A 20,464-nucleotide genomic window follows, 5' to 3' on the forward strand; every position below is an offset into this window, starting at 1 on the left:
ATGACCATCATCGACAAGACGGCAAGCGTTCCTTCCCGGCGCGGTACGGACGACAACGGCGGCCCGCTGCTCGAAGTCCGCGACCTGCACGTGGAGTTCCACACGCGTGACGGCGTGGCCAAGGCCGTCAACGGCGTCAACTACAGCGTCAGCGCCGGCGAGACCCTCGCCGTGCTCGGCGAGTCCGGCTCCGGCAAGTCCGTGACCGCTCAGGCGATCATGGGCATCCTCGACATGCCCCCCGGCCGGATCCCCAAGGGAGAGATCCTCTTCCGCGGCGAGGACATGCTCAGGATGAGCAACGAGGAGCGGCGGAACATCCGCGGCCGGAAGATCGCGATGATCTTCCAGGACGCGCTGTCCTCGCTGAACCCGGTGCTCTCCGTGGGCTACCAGCTGGGCGAGATGTTCCGCGTCCACCAGGGCCTGTCCAAGAAGGAGGCCAAGGCCAAGTCCATCGAGCTGATGGACCGGGTGCGCATCCCGGCGGCCAAGGAGCGGGTGGGCGACTACCCGCACCAGTTCTCCGGCGGAATGCGCCAGCGCATCATGATCGCCATGGCGCTGGCCCTGGAGCCCGACCTGATCATCGCGGACGAGCCGACCACCGCGCTCGACGTGACCGTCCAGGCCCAGGTCATGGACCTGCTCGCGGAACTGCAGCGCGAGTACAACATGGGCCTGATCCTGATCACCCACGACCTCGGCGTGGTCGCCGACGTCGCGGACAAGATCGCGGTCATGTACGCGGGCCGGATCGTGGAGACCGCCCCGGTGCACGAGCTGTACAAGCGGCCCGCGCACCCGTACACCCGCGGCCTGCTCGACTCGATCCCGCGCCTGGACCAGAAGGGCCAGGAGCTCTACGCGATCAAGGGCCTGCCGCCCAACCTCACCCGTATTCCGACCGGTTGCGCCTTCAACCCGCGATGCCCGTCGGCGCAGGACATCTGCCGTAGGGACATCCCGGCCCTGCTCCCGGTCACCGAGCTGGACGGCGGCGAGCTGCCGGGCCGCGGAAGCGCGTGCCACTTCTGGAAGGAGACGATCCATGGCTGAGCTCAAGAAGAGCGACGCGACCCCGTCGGAAGTCTCTGACGCCACCCCGAACGTCACCGAGGTGGAGACCGTCAACGCGGCCACCGAGGCCGCGTCGGTCGCCGCCATCGAGGCGCCCGCCCAGCGTGGTGAGCCGATCCTCCAGGTCCGCAATCTGGTCAAGCACTTCCCGCTGACCCAGGGCATCCTGTTCAAGAAGCAGGTCGGCGCGGTCAAGGCCGTGGACGGGGTCTCCTTCGACCTCTACCAGGGCGAGACCCTCGGCATCGTCGGCGAGTCCGGCTGTGGCAAGTCCACCGTCGCCAAGCTGCTGATGACGCTGGAGAGCGCGACCGCCGGCGAGGTCTTCTACAAGGGCCAGGACATCACCAAGCTGTCCGGGCGCGCGTTGAAGGCGGTCCGGCGGAACATCCAGATGGTGTTCCAGGACCCGTACACCTCGCTCAACCCCCGTATGACGGTGGGCGACATCATCGGCGAGCCCTTCGACATCCACCCCGAGGTGGCCCCGAAGGGCGACCGGCGCCGCAAGGTGCAGGAGCTGCTCGACGTCGTCGGTCTCAACCCGGAGTACATCAACCGGTACCCGCACCAGTTCTCCGGCGGCCAGCGCCAGCGCATCGGCATCGCCCGCGGCCTCGCGCTCAACCCGGAGATCATCATCTGCGACGAGCCGGTGTCGGCGCTGGACGTCTCCGTCCAGGCGCAGGTCATCAACCTGATGGAGAAGCTCCAGGACGAGTTCAACCTCTCCTACCTCTTCATCGCGCACGACCTGTCGATCGTCCGGCACATCTCCGACCGGGTGGGTGTGATGTACCTCGGCAAGATGGCCGAGATCGGCACCGACCAGCAGATCTACGACCACCCGACGCACCCCTACACCCAGGCGCTGCTGTCGGCGGTCCCGGTTCCGGACCCGGCCGCCCGCGAGGGCCGCGAGCGGATCATCCTCACCGGTGACGTCCCCTCGCCGGCCAACCCGCCGTCGGGCTGCCGCTTCCGCACCCGCTGCTGGAAGGCCGAGGAGAAGTGCGCCACCGAGGTGCCGCTGCTCGCGATCCCGGAGCGGTTCGTGGGGCAGGACACCCCGGCCGCGCACGAGTCGGCGTGTCACTTCGCTGAGGAGAAGGACGTCGTCCACGCGGCGTAGTTCTCCGTACGCGTGGTAGGCGTCGTACACGTCGTACGCGTTCACAGGGCGCCCGGGCCGTTACGGCCCGGGCGTCCTCTTGTCTGATGCTCTGATGTTCCGCCGGGGCGCCTCCATGATTCACCTCGGTGCCTCGCCTTCAATGGGCCCGTGCTGAATGGACGTCAGATCACCAGGACCACCACCGACGAAGAGCCCCGGCCCACCCGCCGGACCCTGTTCACCGGTGCGGCGCTCGCCCTCGGGGCGGCGGCGCTCGTCCCGTTCGCCGCGGCCGGACGCGCGTACGCCGCCGCGGCCGGGCCGGTCATCTTCGACTGCTCGGCGTGGGGCGCCAGAGCCCCGAGCAGTCCCGTCAGGGTCTTGTCCGCACCGCCGCGGAGGATCATCGTGCATCACACGGCCACCGCGAACGTGACCGACTACTCGCAGGCGCGGGCCTTCGCGCTGGCGCGGGCGATCCAGACGTACCACATGGACACCCACGGCTGGATCGACACCGGCCAGCACTTCACGATCAGCCGGGGCGCGTATGTGACGGAGGGCCGGCACCACAGCCTGGCCGAGTTGCGCGGCGGCGAGCGGCATGTCGAGTCGGCGCACTGCGTCGGGCAGAACACCGTCGCCATCGGCATCGAGAACGAGGGCACGTACAGCACGGTCGAACCGCCCATCGTCCAGTACGCGGCGCTGGTGGAGCTGTGCGCGACGGTCTGCCTGCAGTACGGGCTGCCGGCGTCCGAGATCTACGGACACCGCGACTTCAACGCCACCGCATGCCCGGGCGACCGGCTCTACGCACTGCTGCCACAGCTGCGCCAGGACGTGGCGGCCAGAACCGGCGACGACGTGTCGGAGCCGCTCTGGAACGGCGTCAGGAACAAGGACTGGGGCGTGGGCTGGGGCGAGCGAGCTGGTCGTCTGTCCGAGTACCTGCCGGACAGCGCGCTCGACCTGGGGCGCGACCGCGAGTGACGCACCTGCCCCCGCCCGGCTGAAGCCTGCTTGCACCAGAGGGCGCCACCGCCCGACAGTGGCCCGATGGACTTCGCAACTCAAGTCATCGCGGTGGACGCATGCTGACCGTGCGGCCGGCCGGGCCGGGGGACGCCCGGGAGATCTGCGGGCTGCTCAAGAGATCGACACCGTCGAGATCGGCCGGCCCGAGACGGATCTGCACAGCGCCGGGGCCGACCTCGCCCACTCGGAGGCCGACCTCGCCAAGAACTCCTGGCCGGCCTTCGGGGCGGTGGCTTGTCGCCTGTCGGCTGCGTTGGGTCTCTCGGCGTGAGCCATCCCTCCAGGGGACAGCGGTACGTACGATGGTCGCAGGCGAAGGAGGACCGCACATGACCGCGATCGATGACCGGCCGCAGATGCTGCCGGAAGAGTTCGAAGAGCTTGCGCGCCTTGCTGCCAGGTCGGCCGAGGGGCTTCGGCTGGAATTCATCAACGGCAAGCTGGGGGTCAAGCCGGCGCCCGACGGAGACCACGGCAGGATCATCCAGTGGCTGGCGCGGATCTGTATCCAGGCCCGTCCTGAGCTGTGGCTGCACGACCAGGGGCTTCGGGTGCTGAGCTATCGCACTGGTCACGCGAGACCGGATGGCGTGCTCGCCGACGGCGACGCCTTCGTGGGCGACGGAGAGTGGGCGGACCCCGGACCGGCCCTGCTGGTCGTGGAGGTCACCTCGTACGATTCGGACACCGACCGCCGCGACCGTGTCGAGAAGCCCCGTGCCTACGCGGAGACCGGTATCCCGGTCTATCTGCTGATCGACCGGGACAGCTGCGAGGTCACCGTCTACTCGGAGCCGGACGGGGTCCGGTACGAGCAGGCGCATACGGTGCCGTTCGGCAAGCGGGTCGTGCTCCCCGAGCCGCTCGGCCTGGTACTGGACACCGAGCCGCTGAAGAACTGGGTGCGCTGAAAGTACGGCCGGACGCCGCAGGCCCCCGGACGCCTGCTCGGGCATCCGGGGGTTTCTGCGTGGCAGAAGGCACGGACAGCTGGTTTGAAGGTGCGTTCCATCTTCGTATGGGGTTATTTGGGCCTAAGTGAGACTTGGGACCCTGAGGAGGCACTCCATGCGCGCAGCCACGCACGCCAAGTGGGCCGTATGCGCGTTGGCCGTCGCCCTCGCGGCGACGGCCTGCGGCGGTGGCGACAGCGGCAGCGGGAGCGACGGCGCGGGGATGGTCAGTTCCTCCTGGGGAGACCCGCAGAACCCGCTGGAGCCGGCGAACACCAACGAGGTCCAGGGCGGCAAGGTCCTCGACATGGTCTTCCGCGGCCTCAAGGAGTACGACCCCAAGACCGGCGAGGCCACGGACATGCTCGCGGAGAAGATCGATACCACCGACTCGCAGAACTTCACCGTCACCCTCAAGGACGGCTGGACCTTCAGCAACGGTGAGAAGGTCACCGCGCAGTCCTTCGTGGACGCCTGGAACTACGGGGCGCACCTCAAGAACAACCAGCGCAACGCCTACTTCTTCGGCTACATCGAGGGTTATGACGAGGTCCACCCCGAATCCGGCGAGCCCACCGCCGAGACCCTCTCCGGACTCAAGGTCACCGACGACAAGACCTTCACGGTCAGGCTGACGCAGAAGTTCTCCACCTGGCCCGACACACTGGGCTACTCCGCCTTCGTGCCGCTGCCCAGGGCGTTCTTCGACAACCACGAGGCCTGGCTCTCCCAGCCCATCGGCAACGGCCCGTACACCGTCCAGTCCTACACCAAGGGCTCCCGGATGAGCCTGCGGAAGTGGGAGGAGTACCCCGGGCCGGACAAGGCGCAGAACGCCGGCGTGGACCTGAAGGTCTACACCGACAACAACACCGCCTACACCGATCTGACGGCCGGAAACCTCGACCTCGTCGACGACGTACCGGCCTCGCAGCTGAAGAACGTGCAGGCCGACCTCGGCGACCGGTACATCAACACCCCGGCCGGCATCATCCAGACCCTCGCCTTCCCCTACTACGACCCGGCCTGGAAGAAGGCAGGAGCCGAGAAGGTCCGCAGGGGCATCTCGATGGCGATCAACCGGGAGCAGATCACCGACACGATCTTCCGGAAGACGCGTACCCCGGCCACCGACTGGACCTCCCCGGTCCTCGGCGAGGACGGCGGCTTCAAGGAGGGCCTGTGCGGCGAGGCCTGCGAGTACAACGCGGCCGAGGCGAAGAAGCTGATCACCGAGGGCGGCGGCATTCCCGGCGGCCAGCTGAAGATCACGTACAACGCCGACACCGGCTCCCACAAGGAGTGGGTCGACGCCGTCTGCAACAGCATCAACAACGTGCTCGGCAACGACAAGGCGTGCGTCGGCAACCCGATCGGCACCTTCGCCGACTTCCGCAACCAGATCACCCAGAGCAAGATGCCGGGTCCGTTCCGGGCCGGCTGGCAGATGGACTACCCGCTGATCCAGAACTTCCTTGAGCCGCTCTACTTCACCAACGCCTCGTCCAACGACGGCAAGTGGAGCAACCCGGAGTTCGACAAGCTCATCAACGAGGCCAACGCCGAGACCGACACCGCCAAGGCGGTCACCAAGTTCCAGGACGCGGAGCGGATCCTCGCCGAGGACATGGGCGCCGTCCCGCTCTGGTACCAGAACGGCAGCGCCGGCTACGCGGAGAAGCTCTCGAATGTGACCCTCGATCAGTTCAGCGTCCCTGTGTACAACGAGATCAAGGTCAACTGACGTCGGGCCGCAGCTCTTCCGCCTCCCACGACCCTCGGAGCCATGGAGCCGTTCATGGGACGTTATGTGATCCGGCGGCTGCTGCAGATGATCCCGGTCTTCTTCGGCGCCACACTGCTGATCTTCCTGATGGTGAACGTGATGGGCGACCCCATCGCGGGCCTCTGCGGCGACAGGCAGTGCGACCCGGCGACCGCCGCCCAGCTCCGCAAGGAGTTCGGCCTCGACAAGCCGGTGTGGCAGCAGTACGCGACGTACATGGGCAACGTCTTCACCGGCGACTTCGGCACCGCGTTCAACGGGCAGAAGGTCACCGAGCTGATGGCCGACGCCTTCCCGGTCACCATCCGGCTCACCGTCGTCGCCATCGCCTTCGAGATCGTCATCGGCATCTGTCTGGGCGTGGTGACGGGCCTGCGGCGCGGCCGCCCGGTCGACACCGGTGTACTGCTCGTCACCCTCGTCGTCATCTCGGTCCCGACCTTCGTCACCGGCCTGCTCCTGCAACTGCTGCTCGGGGTGAAGTGGGGCGTCATCAAGCCCTCGGTCTCCAGCGAGGCCACCTTCGACGAACTGCTCGTCCCCGGCCTGGTGCTCGCCTCGGTGTCCCTGGCGTACGTCATCCGGCTCACCCGTACCTCGGTCGCCGAGAACGCGCGCGCCGACTACGTCCGTACAGCCGTCGCCAAGGGCCTGCCCCGGCACCGGGTGATCAGCCGGCACCTGCTGCGCAACTCGCTGATCCCCGTCGTCACCTTCATCGGGACCGACGTGGGCGCCCTGATGGGCGGGGCGATCGTCACCGAGCGGATCTTCAACATCCACGGCGTCGGCTACCAGCTCTACCAGGGCATCCTGCGCCAGAGCTCGCAGACCGTGGTCGGCTTCGTGACCGTACTCGTGCTCGTCTTCCTGGTGGCGAACCTGATCGTCGACCTCTTGTACGCCGTTCTCGACCCCAGGATCCGGTATGCCTGAGCAGCCCCCCGACCGATCCGACGACGGCGCGATCGCTCCCACGGGCATGGGCGGCGCGATGGACCTGGCCACCTCCGAGGCGGAGACCCTGGAGAAGCGCCCCGGGCCGGGCGCCGGGCCGACCGGGAACGGCGAGAAGGCGCGCAGCCTCTGGTCCGACGCCTGGCGCGACCTGCGCCGCAACCCGGTCTTCGTCGTCTCGGGGCTGATCATCGTCTTCCTGGTGATCATCTCGATCTGGCCCTCGCTGATCGCGAGCGGGAACCCGCTCAAGTGCGACCTCGGCAAGGCCCAGGAGGGCTCGCAGCCCGGCCACCCCTTCGGCTTCAACGGCCAGGGCTGCGACGTCTATACGCGTACGGTCTACGGCGCCCGCACCTCGGTGACGGTGGGCGTCTTCGCCACCGTCGGCGTCGCGCTGCTCGGCAGCGTGCTCGGCGGGCTGGCCGGCTTCTTCGGCGGCTGGTGGGACTCCGTACTCTCCCGCGTCACCGACGTCTTCTTCGGCATCCCGGTGGTGCTGGGCGGCCTGGTCTTCCTCTCCGTCATCACCAGCACCACCGTCTGGCCGGTGATCGGCTTCATCGTGCTGCTCGGCTGGCCGCAGATCGCCCGTATCGCCCGCGGCTCGGTCATCACCGCCAAGCACAACGACTACGTCCAGGCGGCGCGGGCGCTCGGCGCCGGCAACTCCCGGATGCTGCTGCGGCACATCGCGCCGAACGCGGTCGCCCCGGTGATCGTCGTCGCGACCATCGCCCTCGGTACGTACATCGCGCTGGAGGCGACCCTGTCGTACCTCGGCGTCGGACTGAAGCCGCCGGCCGTCTCCTGGGGCATCGACATCTCCTCGGCGTCGGCGTACATCCGCAACGCCCCGCACATGCTGCTCTGGCCGGCGGGCGCGCTCGCGGTCACCGTTCTCGCGTTCATCATGCTCGGCGACGCGGTGCGCGACGCCCTCGACCCGAAGCTGAGGTGAGGTGCCGGTGAGTGCTGTGGGTACGGGGGACACGCTGCTCGAAGTACGGGACCTGCACGTGGAGTTCCGTACCCGGGACGGGGTCGCCAAGGCGGTCAACGGGGTCAACTACTCCGTACACGAGGGCGAGACGCTCGCCGTGCTCGGCGAGTCCGGCTCCGGCAAGTCCGTCACCGCGCAGGCGGTCATGGGCATCCTCGACATCCCGCCGGGGCGGATCACTGGCGGCGAGATCCTCTTCCGGGGCCGCGACCTGCTGACGCTCCGGGAGGACGAGCGGCGCAAGGTCCGCGGCGCCGGCATGGCGATGATCTTCCAGGACGCCCTGTCGTCGCTGAACCCGGTACTGAGCGTCGGCGCACAGCTCGGCGAGATGTTCACCGTCCACCAGGGCCTGTCCCGGAAGGACGCCCGCGGCAAGGCGGTCGAGCTGATGGACCGGGTGCGCATCCCGGCCGCGAAGGAGCGGGTGGGGGACTACCCGCACCAGTTCTCCGGCGGTATGCGCCAGCGCATCATGATCGCGATGGCGCTGGCCCTGGAGCCCGACCTGATCATCGCGGACGAGCCCACGACGGCCCTCGACGTCACGGTCCAGGCCCAGGTCATGGACCTGCTCGCCGAGTTGCAGCGCGAACTCAACATGGGCCTGATCCTCATCACCCACGACCTGGGTGTCGTCGCGGACGTCGCCGACCGGATCGCGGTGATGTACGCGGGCCGGATCGTGGAGACCGCACCGGTGCACGAGATCTACCGGGCCCCGGCCCATCCGTACACCCGTGGCCTGCTCGACTCGATCCCGCGCCTGGACCAGAAGGGCCAGGAGCTGTACGCGATCAAGGGCCTGCCGCCGAACCTGATGAACATCCCGCCGGGCTGCGCCTTCAACCCGCGCTGCCCGATGGCGCAGGAGGTGTGCCGTACGGACGTGCCTCCGCTGTACGCCGTGTCGGAGACCCGCCGGAGCGCCTGCCACTTCTGGAAGGAGTGCCTCCATGGCTGATCCTGTTCAGGAGCCGATTCTCGAAGTGCGCGACCTGGTCAAACACTTCCCGCTGACCCGCGGGGTGCTGTTCAAGAAGCAGATCGGCGCGGTCAAGGCGGTCGACGGAGTCGACTTTGACCTCTACCAGGGCGAGACGCTCGGCATCGTCGGCGAGTCCGGATGTGGCAAGTCGACGGTCGCGAAGATGCTGGTCAACCTGGAGCGGCCGACGGCAGGCGTCATCAGGTACAAGGGAGAGGACATCACCAAGCTGTCGGGGCGTGCGCTGAAGGCGGTCCGGCGGAACATCCAGATGGTGTTCCAGGACCCGTACACCTCGCTCAACCCCCGTATGACGGTCGGCGACATCATCGGCGAGCCGTACGAGATCCATCCGGAGGTGGCCCCGAAGGGCGACCGGCGGCGCAAGGTCCAGGACCTGCTGGACGTGGTCGGCCTCAACCCGGAGTACATCAACCGGTACCCGCACCAGTTCTCGGGCGGCCAGCGCCAGCGCATCGGCATCGCGCGGGGGCTGGCCCTCCAGCCGGAGATCATCGTGGCGGACGAGCCGGTGTCGGCCCTCGACGTCTCGGTCCAGGCCCAGGTCATCAACCTCCTCGACCAGCTCCAGAACGACTTCGGCCTGTCCTACATCTTCATCGCCCACGACCTGTCGATCGTCCGGCACATCTCCGACCGGGTGGGGGTGATGTACCTCGGCCGCATCATCGAGATCGGCACGGACGAGCAGATCTACGAACACCCGACCCACCCGTACACGCAGGCGCTGCTGTCGGCCGTACCGGTCCCGGACCCGGCCGCCCGCGAGCACCGCGAACGGATCATCCTGACGGGAGACGTCCCGTCCCCGGCGAACATCCCGTCGGGCTGCCGCTTCCGTACGCGCTGCTGGAAGGCCCAGGAGCGCTGCGCACTGGAGGTACCGCTGCTGGCGGTGCCGGCGGAGTTCCGGCTGGCCGAGGGCCCGGCGCAGCACGACTCGGCTTGCCACTTCGCGGAGGAGAAGCATGTGGTGCCGGGTGGCTCGGAAGACACCGGACCGGTGACGAAGTCCCTCTGAGCGGACGGTCGTTGCGCGTTGCGATGGTGAAGCGGTGCGTGTGATCCTTCTCGAATGACTTCGAACGGGGACGGCATACGCCTGGCGGATGTGGTGGAGGCGGCGGGGGCTCCTCCCACCGACGCGGCGGACATGGAAAGACGCGCACGGCGGGAGTTCGCGGCACTGCTGGGGGAGTTCAGGCGTACGGCGGTACTCGTACCACTCGACGCGGAAGGCAACTTCTGGACGGCGGAGCTGGGCGGAATCCGCTGGCTGTGCGCGTTCTCGGACGAGGGGACGCTCGCGGCATTCGCCCGGGCGCGGGGCGAGGGCGCGCGGGAGTGGACGTACGAACGCATCCTCGGCGCGCGCATCCTCGATGCGATGGTGCCGCTGGTGGACGGTCCGTGCGGAGTGGCCCTCGACGCGGGCGACGAGGACGGCGTCCTCTTCCCGCCGGTCGTCGGGATCGTGCCGGACGCGGTGGCGGTGGACGCATGAGCGGCCCGGATCCGGACCTGGCGGCGACGAACGAGGCGCTCGGCCTGATCGCCCAGGGGCTGACGGCTGCTCTGGCGGAGCTGAAGGAACTGGGGATGGTGGGGCAGGCCGGCATGGGTCGGGGCTTCTCCGACATCGCCCTGACCGGACTGGAAACCGGGAGCGCCGGTCTGACGGCGAAGTTCGGGACGTTCTGCGAGCGCTGGGAGTGGGGCGTACGCAGCCTGGTGCAGGAGGGCAACAACTTCGCGCAGCAGGTGGGGCTTTCGGCGGGAGTCTTCCACGAGCAGGAGCAGTACCTCCAGGGCGCGTTCAAGGTCGCGGTGAACGCGGGGATCGGCAACCCGCACGCGACCGAGGACGAGATCACGAAGAAGTCCTGGGGCGACGTGTTCGGGGACAACATGTACACGGACGACTTCGACTACAGCCAGGAGTCCGCGCAGGAGGCTCTGGGGAACGCGGCGCAGGGCTGGAAGGACGCGGGCCGCGACGTGGCCACAAGCGAGGTGGGCATGCTGGGCGTGGTCCAGCAGGGGATTGACGCGGCGGGGCAGCGCGACGAGTTCGACGCCCAGCTCGACGAGACCTTCGGCCCGTCGCCGGATGAGCGGGCGAAGGCGGCGGAGCATCAGCAGAACGGGGACGGGGGAGAAGGCTGATGGGCTTGAAGGACGTGGCCAACGATGTCCTCCGGGGCATCGAGGACGGTGTTGACGCAGGCAAGAGGATCGTCGGCAAGGGCGTCGACCTGGGCACCGACCTGGGCGGAGACATGTTCCGCATGGTCGGGGCAGACGGTGTCGCCGACAAAGTCGAAGACGTGGGCGACAGCATCGCCTCCAGCCTCGGGGCGGAGGTCGGTGAGCAGCAGCTCGGCCAGACCGAGCAGGCCAACGAACTGATCCACGGCTCACCGACTGCGATCCGCGAGAGCGCCAAGCACCTGAAGGACTTCTTCGGCGCGTTTGACCGGGTCGGCCAGGGCATGAAGGCGCTCGACTCGTCGAACTGGAAGGGCGAGGCAGCCAACGCCTTCCGCGAGGAGTTCGCGATGCACCCGGCGAAGTGGCTGCACGCGGCGGACGCGTGCGAGGCCGCCGGGAAGGCGCTGGACGCGTACGCGGATACGGTGAAATGGGCCCAGGACCAGGCCAAGGAAGCGATCGACCTCTATCGCCAGGGCCGGGAGGCATCGAAGACGGCAGCCGCCGCCTACAACGACAAGGCTGACGCCTACAAGACGGCGGCAGAGGCAGGCAAGGACCCGGGTCCGCCCCTCGCCGACTTCAACGACCCCGGCACGAGCATGCGGGAGCGGGCCCAGGAGCTCCTGACGGAGGTCCGCCGCCAGCGGAACACGGCATCGGAGACGGTGCAGCGGGTGCTCGACGCGGCCCTGGCTCACGCCCCGGCGGAACGGCCCCCGCTGGACCGGTGGACCGACAACTTCGCGGACTTCAACGCCGCCAACGGAGTGGAACTCCTCCACCTGGGCGGCGGTGCGATCAAGGGCGTTGCGGGTCTGGCGAACTTCGCGCGGAGCCTGAACCCGATGGACATCCACAACATCAAGAACCCGGCGCAGTTCATGGAGACAGCGAGCATGACGCTGTCGGGCCTGGTCTCGACGACCGCACAGCCGGAGCGCGCACTCACGCAGGCGTGGGAGACCTTCAAGAAGGACCCGATGGAGTTCGTCGGCCGAATGCTCCCGGAAGCGGTGGGCACGAAGGGCGCTGGCACGCTGCGAGCGGGCCTCCGCGCCGGACTCAAAGATGGGATCGCACCGACCCCAGGACACACACTTCTTGACCCAATGACCAGCAGGGGCTCGGGGGCCGATCTACCTCCATTCGAGGAGGTGAAGAGGGCAGTATTGGAGAGCAACCCCGAGGTCTTGTCACGCCGCTGGCCGGACGACGACGGTCGTTACTATGCAAGCCGCGTACTCAGAGGTGGCCGAGCCGACGGTGAACCCGTCCTCGCAGGGCACGGATACCTGCAACGTGAAGCCGGGGAGGTGGTCGTCCCTCCGGGAACATCGATATCATTCTATGTCCAACATGGAGAAAGAATTCCAGGATTGAATGGAGTTGCTGTGGAAGGAGGTTCATATCCCGGATTGGCGGTAGAGACGTATTATTCAGGTGATCGAATACCGAATTACACGCTCGGTCCGCCCGAGCCGCAGGGTCCGGGAGGGTTCACGGTGTATGAAAATTCGACCACAGTCGCTCGAAGGACGAGGCTGGATGATCTGCTTCACCCGGGGATGGGGAACGTCCATTGGGCGGCCTGTCGAGAACTTGAGAATTAGGGTGGACCAGTATAAGTTGAGCGATTTGGATACTGGCATGAATGGAGAGGAGAACTCAATGCAACCATGGAAATTGACCGACGTATCCCTCGTCGTCAAGGGGCGCGACCTGGATCCCGACAGGATTAGCGAACGTCTAGGGCTGATGCCGACCTCGGTGCGCCCCCCGGGACCCAGCCGATGGGAGCCGGCCGGGGAGACTGACGGGCGGTGGCGGCTCCAGTGCGATGAACACACGTCCAGGAGCTTCGCTGACCAGTTGGACAACCTTCTGGGGGTGGTTGAAGAGAAGCAAGATCGGCTCGCGGCCCTGGCAGGGGATGGTTTTGAGGTATTCATCTCGGTTCACGGGTTCGCTACAAATGATTCGAATCTGCTATTCACTCATGGGCAGCTATTGAGGATGTCGCGTCTTCATATTCCGCTGACGCTAATCCCCAACCTTAATGACCGATAACTCACAGAAGAGGGCGAAAGTTCATGACTCCGTCAAATGGAACCTGGGGGACTCCGGTTACCTCATTTGTAGTCACCGGGGAGGCGATTGACTCGAAAATCATTAGTGAGGCGCTGAACCTCGCGCCCTCCGATCTTCGTGAAGGAGTTGGCGTTCATCACGGTTCGACCTGGTGGGCCTACGCATACGATGAACGTTTCTCTGGCAATGTGGAAGATCAAGTGGGTGCACTTGTAGCTCGGTTCGCGCCCTGCGTTGAATCGGTGACGGAATTGATTCGGGCGGGCCATGAGGTTCACGTGAGTATCTCCGGCACGGCTGAGACGGGTTCGAGGATGATTCTTTCGCCAAGAGCGCTTGCGGATCTGGCGACGTTGCCGGTGCCCGTCACGTTTACGACCCTGACCGTTTCTGGAGTCCCCGAAGAAGACCCCCTGGCTTGGCTCGACTGACCGAATCTGAGACGGGAGCGTTCCAAGCCCTCCGGTGCGGCGGTCCGGGTTACAGCGCCGCGTACGCCGCATCGATCAGGGCCATCTTGCGGGGGGCGTCTGCGATGTGGGGGCCCGTTCGGTTCATCACGTAGCCCAGGCTGAGGCCCGCCTCCGGGTCCGCCAGGCCGCATGAGCCGGTTCGGTGGCCGCCAGCCTGGCGGTGGCCAGTTCCCAGTCGTACAGGTCGGCGAGCGTGTGCGGCTCACGGAGTCCGGCCAGGCCCGCGCGGTGGGAGAGGAGGTGGCGTACGGGGAGGGTGTCCTTTCGGCCGCCGCGAACCCCGGCCAGTACGTGGCCACCGGCGCCTCTAGGTCGAGCAGCCCGCGGCGAGGATGTGCGCGCAGAGCGCGGTCGGTCCCTTGGTCGTGGACCATACGTTGACCAGAGTCTCCCGCTCCTAGGCCCGGCTGCGCACGGCATCTGCCCAGCGGCCCCAGAGGTCGACCACGGTCTCGCCGCCGAGCTGTACGGACACGGCCGCGCCGAGCTCGTCGCGCTCACGGAAGTTCGCCTCGAACGCGGCACGCACGGCGGCGAAGCGCTCGTCGCAGTGGCCGTCGATCTGCGGCACAGGCTGTGTCATAGGGGTCCCTCCGTCGTCGCTTCAGCGCGGCTCGGCTGGCATGCAACGCACCGACTGGTCGGACTGTCGGGAGGATGCCGGACGGGACTGGTGCCGGGATTCCGCTCAGCCGCCCGCGTTGGCCAGAGCGCCGGTCTTGATCGCGGCTATGAGCGCGCGGACGCGGGCGGGTGTGGTGGTCAGGGCCGCAGGCGGGGTCTCGCTTTCCCGGAGGTGGATCCCCACCTTGGATGCGCCCAGTTCCACGCAATTGTTGTCGTCGCCCGTTCCGGAGAACGAGGACTTCTGCCAGTTGATTGATGACGGCACGACGGGGCCTTTCACATGTCCTGCGCGATGCGATGGATGAAGTCTCGCGACTTCGCGGCGGGCAGTGCCGCACCCTCGATCTTCGCGAAGAGGGTTCGGTACTTCCGAAGTTGGGGCGCGGCATCGAGGAAGATGCTGCCGTGTGCGGCATCGAGCTGGACCGTGTCCAGTTCGGGGACAGGTCCGCCCGCGTACAGCATGGAGTAGCCGGAGCCTGCGAAGCCCTCGACGTCGAAGGGGATCACCCGCAGCGTGGCATTGCCGAGTTCGGAGACCTTGAGCAGGTGCTCGAGCTGAGCGCGGCCGATCTTGGCGCTGCCGACCTTGATGCGCAGGGCCGCTTCATGGATCACGACTTCGAATGGGGCGGGACTGGAGCCGGTGAGGATCTCTTGGCGGCGCAGCCGGTACGCGATCCTCGGCTCCAGCTCGGATGCCGGCAATTCGGGGACACCGTAGGCGAACATCGCCCGCATGTAGCCCTCCGACTGGAGCAGGCCGGGGATATGGATGACTTCCACCTGGCGCAGGTAACGGGCCTGGTGTTCAAGTTCGGCGAGGTCGAGAGACCGGGGCGTCAGGATGCCCCGGTACTCCTCCCACCAGCCCTGGCCTCGCTCGGTGGCCATCGCCACCAGCTCGTTGATGAACTTGGCGTCCGCGCAGGCGTAGTGAGCGGCGAGTCTGCGAATTCGCTCCTCGCTGGTGCCGAATCGGCCTGCTTCAAGGTGGCTCACCTGGGTCGCACCGGATCCGAGCAGCGCCGCGGCCTCGCGTGCCGTGACGCCTGCGGCCTCGCGCAGCTTGCGCAGTTCAGCGCCCAGGCGTTCCTGGCGCGCCGTGGGGCTACTCCTCGGCGGCATGGCCATCCCTCATCTCGCGGCTGAGTGTGCGGTGTTCACCCTGCCACGGTCTACCGCGTTCGTGGGAAGTTGCGCGGACAGCGTTGCTACGTAGCAACCCTGTCCGCTACGTTCGGTAGTGCATCCAGCACACCTGGTTGGAAGAGCACCCGCCTGTCCTGATCCGGCGGGCACCGCCACCAACCGACCAAAGTAGCCCCGCATCCACGGAGTTGATGGCCCATGCCCGAACCCGAACTCTGGCCCCCCAGCGGCCTCGGCGTGCCCCACTCGTACACCCTCTTCTGTCCGCCCCTCGACACTTCGCCCCGCGTAGCCCGCGACTTCGTCGCCTCCGTCCTCCGCTCGCAGGAGCTCGACGCCCTCATCGACGCCGCGACCATGTGCACCTCCGAGCTGGTTACCAACGCCTGCGTGCACGCCAAAGGCATCGGCTCGCTGTTATGGCTCGCCGTCGAGGCCGCGTATATCCGCGTCACCGTGTACGACGGGGATGGGCGGGCCCCCGTCATAAGGGACGTCGACGCCAACGGCGAAGGCGGGCGCGGGCTATGGCTCGTGGAGGTGCTCACCGACGGGCAGTGGGGGACCGGGCCCGGTGCGCCCCTCGGAGTGGGCGGAAACAACGGCAAGGGCGTCTGGTTCGAGCTGCGGACATGCATCGCCCGGGTATGACGGAGCCCGCGCCCGGGTGGGTCTGGGCTGTTCTCGGCGCTGGTCGGCCCGGCGCGGCACACACCGCACGTCGGCTCAGCCGACAGCCGCCGCGGGCTTCACCCGGCCGACGGCACGCGTCGCAGTGCGGCCCGGTCCGAGGGGGACGCGTGGGCGAGCAAGCGGCCGATCTTGGCCTCCGCCAGCGCGCCGTTCTGCGGGAGATGGAGGGTGATGCGCAGGTCCTGGCGATCGGCGAGGTTGAAGACCGTGTGCTCGAAGTCCAGCCGTCCGACGACCGGGTGGGTAACGCTCTTGATGCCCAACGCCTCATGCCGCACGTCGTGCCGGGCCCACAGGTCGGCGAATTCCGGACTCTGCGCAGCGAGCCGCTCGGTGATCTCGGCGAACTGCTCATCGTGTGAGTAAGCCGCCGCGGTGCTGCGGAAGTTCGCGACGACGGACGGCGCCATGTCGTCCCAGTGGGTGAATCGGGCCCGGTATGTCGTGTTGGTGAAGAACGAGACGAGGCAGTTGTCGTCCTCGCCCGAGAGGCCGAACACGAGTTTGGCGGAGTGGTTGATCAGAACGAAGTTCCACCAGCGGTCAAGCACATAGGCCGGACGGGGCATCCATGCCTCGAGCAGTCGTTCCAGCTCAGGTGCGGGTCGGGCTGGTTCCTCCTGGGCGTGCTGCGGCGGGTTGAGTCCGGCCAGGCGGTACAGGTGCGTGCGCTCGGTCTCGTCCAGCATCAGCACTCGGCTGATGGACGCCACCATGGAGTCGGACACGTTGATGCCCCGGCCCTGCTCGAGCCAGGTGTACCAGGTGACCCCGATGCCGGCGAGGGTGGCGACCTCCTCCCGGCGCAGACCAGGTGTGCGGCGGCGTCCGCCACCGGGCAGTCCGACGTCCTCGGGGGTGACCCTGGCGCGCCGGGTCCTCAGGAAGTCCCGGAGTGCTTCCCGGCGAAGGCCGCTCGCCGTGCCGGCCTCTCCCCGCGTATGAGTGGTGGTCATGACACCACCATAAGTTGGCTCTACTCATGTCCCGATCAATTCGTTGAAGCTGCTCGACATGAAGACGATGACGCCTCGCACCGAGGCATCCTCCGCAGCGCGCCCCAGGTACGGCGCAGTCCTCGTACTGCTCTGTGCGGCCCAGTTCATGGTGGCGCTGGACTTTTCGATCCTGAGCGTCGCTCTGCCCACCATTGGTGAAGACCTTGGCTTCTCGATCTCGAATCTCCAGTGGGTGGTCACCGCGTTCGCGCTGCCCTCCGGTGGATTCCTCCTGCTCTTCGGGCGTACGGCCGACCTCTTCGGCCGCCGGGCCCTCTTCATCGCCGGTCTCGTCCTTTTCACGCTGACCTCCCTGCTGGGCGGTCTCGCCACGAATGCCGAGATGCTGCTGGCGGCCCGCGCCGGTCAGGGACTGGCAGCCGCCATGCTGACGCCGTCCGCGATGTCGTTGCTGACCACGTCATTCCCCGAGGGGCCGCAGCGTGAGCGAGCGCTCGGCATCAATGGTGCGCTGCTCTCACTCGGGTTCCTCTCGGGCGTGGTGCTGGGCGGTCTCATCACCGACACCCTGGGCTGGCGCTGGGCCCTCTTCGTCAATGTCCCGGTGGGTGTCCTCGCTGTGATCGCGACCCCGTTCCTCGTCAAGGAGAGCCGTGTCGCCCGGCGGACCAAGCTGGACGTGCCCGGCGCGATCACGGTGACCGCCGGGCTGCTGAGCCTGATCTACGGCATCACCCAGGCCGAGCACCAGGGCTGGACCGCTCCGGGCACCCTGGGGGCGATCGCCGCCGGTGTGGCCCTGCTGGCAGCGTTCCTGGTCATCGAGGGGCGCAGCTCCGCTCCGCTGGCTCCGCTGCACGTGCTGCGCCGCCGATCCGTCTCCTGGGGCAACACGGCCGGTCTCATCACCTTCTCGATGATGACCGCTGTGGTCTTTCTCATGACGCTGTACATGCAGAATGTGCTGTTCATGTCCGCTGTGGCCACCGGTGTGTCCTTCGCGGCGCTGGGCATCGCCGCCGTGGGCGCCGGAGTCATCGCTCCCAAGGTGGTCGCCGGCACGGGTCCCCGGGGCGCCCTGATCTTCGGACTGACCGTGCAGGCCCTCGGCACCGGGCTTCTCTTCCTGCTGCCCCAGGAGAACGGTCTCCTGCTGCTGCTGGCCGGTACGTTCCTGGCTGGTGGCGGCCACATGCTCGCGGTAGTCGCGTACACCATCATCGCCACCTCGGGTCTGCCGAACGGGGAGCAGGGCCTGGCAAGCGGTCTGGCCAACACCGCGCAGCTGGTGGGCCTCACCGTGGGCATCCCGGTGATCAGCACGCTGGCGACGAGCCGGATGAACTCGCTGCCGGAAGGCACCTCAGGCGCATGGGCGACCCTGAACGGCGTCCAGTTGGGCGTGCTGGTGGACACCGTCGTGCTGCTGGCCGGTGTCGTGATCGCCGCGGTCTGTCTGCGCAGGGCGCAGCCGGCGACCTCCGGCGCCGCCCCGGCCGGTGTTCCGGCCGCGGAGGCCGGGCCGGAGCCCGTGACGGAGCCTGCGGGTCCGGTCCGCCCCTGACCCGGACCACGATCCGTACAAGGAGATCAGCGTGAGAATGCGTCAACTGGGCCGCAGTGGGCTGCTGGTGTCGGAGCTGTCGCTCGGCACGATGACGCTCGGCGGCAAGAACGGCTTCCAGCACATGGGCGGCCTCTCCGTCATCGAGGCGCGTCGGCTCATCGACACAGCGGCGGACACCGGGGTCAACTTCATCGACACGGCCGACATGTACTCCGGCGGCCAGTCGGAGGAGATGCTGGGAGCCGCCCTCGGACCGTTGCCTGGGAAGGCCTGCACTACGGTACGAAGGACCTGCCCGGCCAAGAGGAGCGGCAGGCCTACTACAGGAGCAAGTGCGACAAGCTCAGCGAGGCGCTCGGCATCAGCGACCCGCAGGAGGCCGCCCAACTACTCTTCGCCCTGATCGCCATCGCCTCATGGCCGTTCATCGTGGAACAGCAGCGACGGCTGATGCTGGGCCCCGCCTCCGGGACCGACGAGGGCAGAGCGCGGCTGCGCAAGAGCATCGCGGAGTACGGTCAGGTGCTCATCGATTCGGCCCGTGGAAGATGAACCCGTACGTGGCCACCGTGGCGCGGGCGCGGGTCCGCCTCCGAGCGGAGGCTGGCTGAACTCGGTCAACGGGTGTCAGTCTCCTCCTCAATCGCGGCTGGAGCCGGGTCCAGGATCACGTCCTCTTCCCGCGCCGCCGTCGTCGGGTCCTCCGGGAAATGGCACGCCGTCAGGTGGCCCTCCGCGTTGCCCTCGATCCGTGCGAGCGGCGGTTCCTCCGACGCGCACCGCTCCTGCGCCTTCCAGCAGCGCGTACGGAAGCGGCAGCCCGACGGGGGGCGGATCGGGGACGGGACGTCGCCCGCCAGGCGGATGCGTTCGTGCGGCTCGGACTCTTCGCCGAGCGTCGCCTCCGGGACCGCCGAGAGCAGGGCATGGGTGTACGGGTGGCGGGGGCGAGTGTAGATCGACGCGCGGTCGCCCGTCTCCACCACCTTGCCCAGGTACATCACCGCGACCCGCTGCGAGAAGTGCCGGACCACCGCCAGGTCGTGGGCGATGAAGAGGAACGCGATGCCCAGCTCCCGCTGGAGCTGCTGGAGGAGGTTGACCACCTGTGCCTGGATGGAGACGTCGAGCGCCGAGACCGGCTCGTCCGCCACGATGAGCTTGGGCTGAAGGGCCAACGCGCGAGCAACGCCGATGCGTTGGCGCTGGCCGCCGGAGAACTCGTGCGGGAAGCGGTTGAAGTGCTCTGGGTTCAGGCCGACGATGTCGAGGAGTTCGCGGACACGCCTCTCATGGCCGCCCGGAGGGCTGATGCCGTTGATCTCCATCGGGCCCGCGATGATCGTGCCGACCGTCTGTCGCGGATTGAGCGACGCGTACGGGTCCTGGAAGATCATCTGGATCTCGGAGCGGACCGGCGCGAGCTGCTTGCGCGTCGCGTGGGTGATGTCCCGGCCCCGGTACGTGATCTGTCCCGACGTCGGTTCCAGCAGGCGGGTCAGCAGCCGGCCCGTCGTCGACTTGCCGCACCCCGACTCGCCGACCAGGCCGAAGCTCTCGCCCGCGTGCACGGTCAGGTCGACTCCGTCGACCGCCTGCACCGCGCCGACCCGCCGTTTGAAGGGGAATCCGGCGAGGATTGGGAAGTGTTTCGTCAGGCCGGTCGCGGTGAGCAGGACCTCGCCGGGAGCGACGGGGACGTCGTCGCGTGGGGCGGGGAGGGTGACGTCGTCTCTCATGGTCGTGGCTCC

The 20,464-nt window shown here is 67.7% G+C and carries 23 protein-coding genes and 1 pseudogene; 19 read left to right on the forward strand and 5 right to left on the reverse strand.

Annotated elements, in window-relative coordinates:
• The 15 genes from NLX86_RS22465 to NLX86_RS22530 all read left to right on the forward strand — a co-directional run bounded on the left by NLX86_RS22465 (position 1) and on the right by NLX86_RS22530 (position 13,673).
• Entirely contained in the window at positions 1-1,059 is a 1,059-nt protein-coding gene (locus tag NLX86_RS22465; protein ID WP_254373558.1) for an ABC transporter ATP-binding protein, read from the forward strand.
• Positions 1,052-2,212: an ABC transporter ATP-binding protein gene (locus NLX86_RS22470; protein ID WP_254373559.1), complete on the forward strand. Its 1,161-nt coding sequence runs from the start codon at positions 1,052-1,054 to the stop codon at positions 2,210-2,212. Before NLX86_RS22465 ends, NLX86_RS22470 begins: the two co-directional genes overlap by 8 nt.
• A 150-nt stretch (positions 2,213-2,362) precedes the next feature.
• Positions 2,363-3,187, forward strand: coding sequence for a peptidoglycan recognition family protein (locus NLX86_RS22475; RefSeq protein WP_254373560.1), 825 nt, complete (start codon positions 2,363-2,365; stop codon positions 3,185-3,187).
• A 58-nt stretch (positions 3,188-3,245) separates the two neighbouring features.
• The gene (locus NLX86_RS34800; RefSeq protein ID WP_308409627.1) at positions 3,246-3,503 is read left to right on the forward strand and encodes a hypothetical protein; all 258 of its coding nucleotides are present in this window, start codon (positions 3,246-3,248) and stop codon (positions 3,501-3,503) included.
• A 58-nt stretch (positions 3,504-3,561) separates the two neighbouring features.
• Positions 3,562-4,143: a Uma2 family endonuclease gene (locus NLX86_RS22485; protein ID WP_254373561.1), complete on the forward strand. Its 582-nt coding sequence runs from the start codon at positions 3,562-3,564 to the stop codon at positions 4,141-4,143.
• A 157-nt stretch (positions 4,144-4,300) separates the two neighbouring features.
• Positions 4,301-5,929, forward strand: a complete 1,629-nt coding sequence (locus tag NLX86_RS22490; protein WP_254373562.1) for an ABC transporter substrate-binding protein — start codon at positions 4,301-4,303, stop codon at positions 5,927-5,929.
• 54 nt (positions 5,930-5,983) lie between these two features.
• On the forward strand, positions 5,984-6,907 hold the full coding sequence (locus NLX86_RS22495) for an ABC transporter permease (RefSeq protein ID WP_254373563.1): 924 nt from the start codon (positions 5,984-5,986) through the stop codon (positions 6,905-6,907).
• Positions 6,900-7,889, forward strand: coding sequence for an ABC transporter permease (locus NLX86_RS22500; RefSeq protein WP_254373564.1), 990 nt, complete (start codon positions 6,900-6,902; stop codon positions 7,887-7,889). The genes NLX86_RS22495 and NLX86_RS22500 overlap by 8 nt, the downstream gene beginning before the upstream one ends.
• A 16-nt stretch (positions 7,890-7,905) precedes the next feature.
• Positions 7,906-8,895, forward strand: a complete 990-nt coding sequence (locus NLX86_RS22505; protein WP_374213934.1) for an ABC transporter ATP-binding protein — start codon at positions 7,906-7,908, stop codon at positions 8,893-8,895.
• Complete coding sequence (locus tag NLX86_RS22510) at positions 8,888-9,961, forward strand: ABC transporter ATP-binding protein (RefSeq protein ID WP_254373566.1); 1,074 nt, start codon at positions 8,888-8,890, stop codon at positions 9,959-9,961. Before NLX86_RS22505 ends, NLX86_RS22510 begins: the two co-directional genes overlap by 8 nt.
• Positions 9,962-10,015: 54 nt before the next feature.
• Positions 10,016-10,444, forward strand: coding sequence for an SseB family protein (locus NLX86_RS22515; protein WP_374213933.1), 429 nt, complete (start codon positions 10,016-10,018; stop codon positions 10,442-10,444).
• Entirely contained in the window at positions 10,441-11,106 is a 666-nt protein-coding gene (locus NLX86_RS22520) for a hypothetical protein (RefSeq protein WP_254373567.1), read from the forward strand. The genes NLX86_RS22515 and NLX86_RS22520 overlap by 4 nt, the downstream gene beginning before the upstream one ends.
• A complete protein-coding gene (locus NLX86_RS22525; RefSeq protein WP_254373568.1) occupies positions 11,106-12,764 on the forward strand; it encodes a putative T7SS-secreted protein in 1,659 nt (552 codons plus the stop codon). Before NLX86_RS22520 ends, NLX86_RS22525 begins: the two co-directional genes overlap by 1 nt.
• A gap of 58 nt (positions 12,765-12,822) precedes the next feature.
• Positions 12,823-13,221 carry a DUF4279 domain-containing protein gene (locus NLX86_RS35115; RefSeq protein WP_374213935.1) on the forward strand — a complete coding sequence of 133 codons (399 nt, stop codon included), beginning with the start codon at positions 12,823-12,825 and terminating at the stop codon, positions 13,219-13,221.
• A 23-nt stretch (positions 13,222-13,244) separates the two neighbouring features.
• Complete coding sequence (locus NLX86_RS22530) at positions 13,245-13,673, forward strand: hypothetical protein (RefSeq protein WP_254373569.1); 429 nt, start codon at positions 13,245-13,247, stop codon at positions 13,671-13,673.
• 177 nt (positions 13,674-13,850) lie between these two features.
• Here NLX86_RS22530 and NLX86_RS22535 read toward each other — a convergent pair.
• From NLX86_RS22535 to NLX86_RS22545, 3 genes and pseudogenes are all read right to left on the reverse strand, one after another.
• A pseudogene (locus NLX86_RS22535) lies at positions 13,851-14,298 on the reverse strand (serine hydrolase domain-containing protein); the annotation flags it as partial.
• A 105-nt stretch (positions 14,299-14,403) separates the two neighbouring features.
• Entirely contained in the window at positions 14,404-14,607 is a 204-nt protein-coding gene (locus NLX86_RS22540) for a DUF397 domain-containing protein (protein WP_254373570.1), read from the reverse strand.
• A gap of 11 nt (positions 14,608-14,618) precedes the next feature.
• Complete coding sequence (locus NLX86_RS22545) at positions 14,619-15,470, reverse strand: helix-turn-helix transcriptional regulator (RefSeq protein WP_254373571.1); 852 nt, start codon at positions 15,468-15,470, stop codon at positions 14,619-14,621.
• A 222-nt stretch (positions 15,471-15,692) separates the two neighbouring features.
• Between NLX86_RS22545 and NLX86_RS22550 the strand changes: the two genes are divergently transcribed.
• Positions 15,693-16,145: an ATP-binding protein gene (locus NLX86_RS22550; RefSeq protein WP_254373572.1), complete on the forward strand. Its 453-nt coding sequence runs from the start codon at positions 15,693-15,695 to the stop codon at positions 16,143-16,145.
• A 98-nt stretch (positions 16,146-16,243) separates the two neighbouring features.
• Here NLX86_RS22550 and NLX86_RS22555 read toward each other — a convergent pair whose 3' ends face one another.
• Positions 16,244-17,143 carry a helix-turn-helix transcriptional regulator gene (locus tag NLX86_RS22555; RefSeq protein ID WP_254373573.1) on the reverse strand — a complete coding sequence of 300 codons (900 nt, stop codon included), beginning with the start codon at positions 17,141-17,143 and terminating at the stop codon, positions 16,244-16,246.
• A gap of 58 nt (positions 17,144-17,201) precedes the next feature.
• Here NLX86_RS22555 and NLX86_RS22560 point away from each other — a divergent pair, with 58 nt between their 5' ends.
• The 3 genes from NLX86_RS22560 to NLX86_RS35120 are packed head-to-tail and all read left to right on the forward strand — an operon-like array spanning position 17,202 to position 19,265.
• The gene (locus NLX86_RS22560) at positions 17,202-18,710 is read left to right on the forward strand and encodes an MFS transporter (protein ID WP_254373574.1); all 1,509 of its coding nucleotides are present in this window, start codon (positions 17,202-17,204) and stop codon (positions 18,708-18,710) included.
• Positions 18,711-18,747: 37 nt separating this feature from the next.
• On the forward strand, positions 18,748-19,116 hold the full coding sequence (locus NLX86_RS22565; RefSeq protein WP_254373607.1) for an aldo/keto reductase: 369 nt from the start codon (positions 18,748-18,750) through the stop codon (positions 19,114-19,116).
• Positions 19,005-19,265: a hypothetical protein gene (locus NLX86_RS35120; protein ID WP_374213936.1), complete on the forward strand. Its 261-nt coding sequence runs from the start codon at positions 19,005-19,007 to the stop codon at positions 19,263-19,265. The genes NLX86_RS22565 and NLX86_RS35120 overlap by 112 nt, the downstream gene beginning before the upstream one ends.
• Before the next feature lie 65 nt (positions 19,266-19,330).
• Here the strand turns inward: NLX86_RS35120 and NLX86_RS22570 are convergent, their stop codons facing one another.
• A complete protein-coding gene (locus NLX86_RS22570) occupies positions 19,331-20,452 on the reverse strand; it encodes an ABC transporter ATP-binding protein (RefSeq protein WP_254373575.1) in 1,122 nt (373 codons plus the stop codon).
• Positions 20,453-20,464 lie beyond the last annotated feature (12 nt).

This window comes from Streptomyces sp. A3M-1-3 (assembly GCF_024213665.1).
Classification (GTDB): Bacteria; Actinomycetota; Actinomycetes; order Streptomycetales; family Streptomycetaceae; genus Streptomyces.

What these genes read in the sequence shown, in the direction of transcription:
- NLX86_RS22465 (WP_254373558.1), top strand. Translation starts at nt 1, where the DNA reads ATGACCATCATCGACAAGACGGCAAGCGTTCCTTCCCGGCGCGGTACG.
- NLX86_RS22470 (WP_254373559.1), top strand. Translation starts at nt 1,052, where the DNA reads ATGGCTGAGCTCAAGAAGAGCGACGCGACCCCGTCGGAAGTCTCTGAC.
- NLX86_RS22485 (WP_254373561.1), top strand. Translation starts at nt 3,562, where the DNA reads ATGACCGCGATCGATGACCGGCCGCAGATGCTGCCGGAAGAGTTCGAA.
- NLX86_RS22490 (WP_254373562.1), top strand. Translation starts at nt 4,301, where the DNA reads ATGCGCGCAGCCACGCACGCCAAGTGGGCCGTATGCGCGTTGGCCGTC.
- NLX86_RS22495 (WP_254373563.1), top strand. Translation starts at nt 5,984, where the DNA reads ATGGGACGTTATGTGATCCGGCGGCTGCTGCAGATGATCCCGGTCTTC.
- NLX86_RS22500 (WP_254373564.1), top strand. Translation starts at nt 6,900, where the DNA reads ATGCCTGAGCAGCCCCCCGACCGATCCGACGACGGCGCGATCGCTCCC.
- NLX86_RS22510 (WP_254373566.1), top strand. Translation starts at nt 8,888, where the DNA reads ATGGCTGATCCTGTTCAGGAGCCGATTCTCGAAGTGCGCGACCTGGTC.
- NLX86_RS22515 (WP_374213933.1), top strand. Translation starts at nt 10,016, where the DNA reads ATGACTTCGAACGGGGACGGCATACGCCTGGCGGATGTGGTGGAGGCG.
- NLX86_RS22520 (WP_254373567.1), top strand. Translation starts at nt 10,441, where the DNA reads ATGAGCGGCCCGGATCCGGACCTGGCGGCGACGAACGAGGCGCTCGGC.
- NLX86_RS22525 (WP_254373568.1), top strand. Translation starts at nt 11,106, where the DNA reads ATGGGCTTGAAGGACGTGGCCAACGATGTCCTCCGGGGCATCGAGGAC.
- NLX86_RS35115 (WP_374213935.1), top strand. Translation starts at nt 12,823, where the DNA reads ATGCAACCATGGAAATTGACCGACGTATCCCTCGTCGTCAAGGGGCGC.
- NLX86_RS22530 (WP_254373569.1), top strand. Translation starts at nt 13,245, where the DNA reads ATGACTCCGTCAAATGGAACCTGGGGGACTCCGGTTACCTCATTTGTA.
- NLX86_RS22545 (WP_254373571.1), bottom strand. Translation starts at nt 15,470, where the DNA reads ATGCCGCCGAGGAGTAGCCCCACGGCGCGCCAGGAACGCCTGGGCGCT.
- NLX86_RS22550 (WP_254373572.1), top strand. Translation starts at nt 15,693, where the DNA reads ATGCCCGAACCCGAACTCTGGCCCCCCAGCGGCCTCGGCGTGCCCCAC.
- NLX86_RS22555 (WP_254373573.1), bottom strand. Translation starts at nt 17,143, where the DNA reads ATGACCACCACTCATACGCGGGGAGAGGCCGGCACGGCGAGCGGCCTT.
- NLX86_RS22560 (WP_254373574.1), top strand. Translation starts at nt 17,202, where the DNA reads ATGAAGACGATGACGCCTCGCACCGAGGCATCCTCCGCAGCGCGCCCC.
- NLX86_RS22565 (WP_254373607.1), top strand. Translation starts at nt 18,748, where the DNA reads ATGCGTCAACTGGGCCGCAGTGGGCTGCTGGTGTCGGAGCTGTCGCTC.
- NLX86_RS22570 (WP_254373575.1), bottom strand. Translation starts at nt 20,452, where the DNA reads ATGAGAGACGACGTCACCCTCCCCGCCCCACGCGACGACGTCCCCGTC.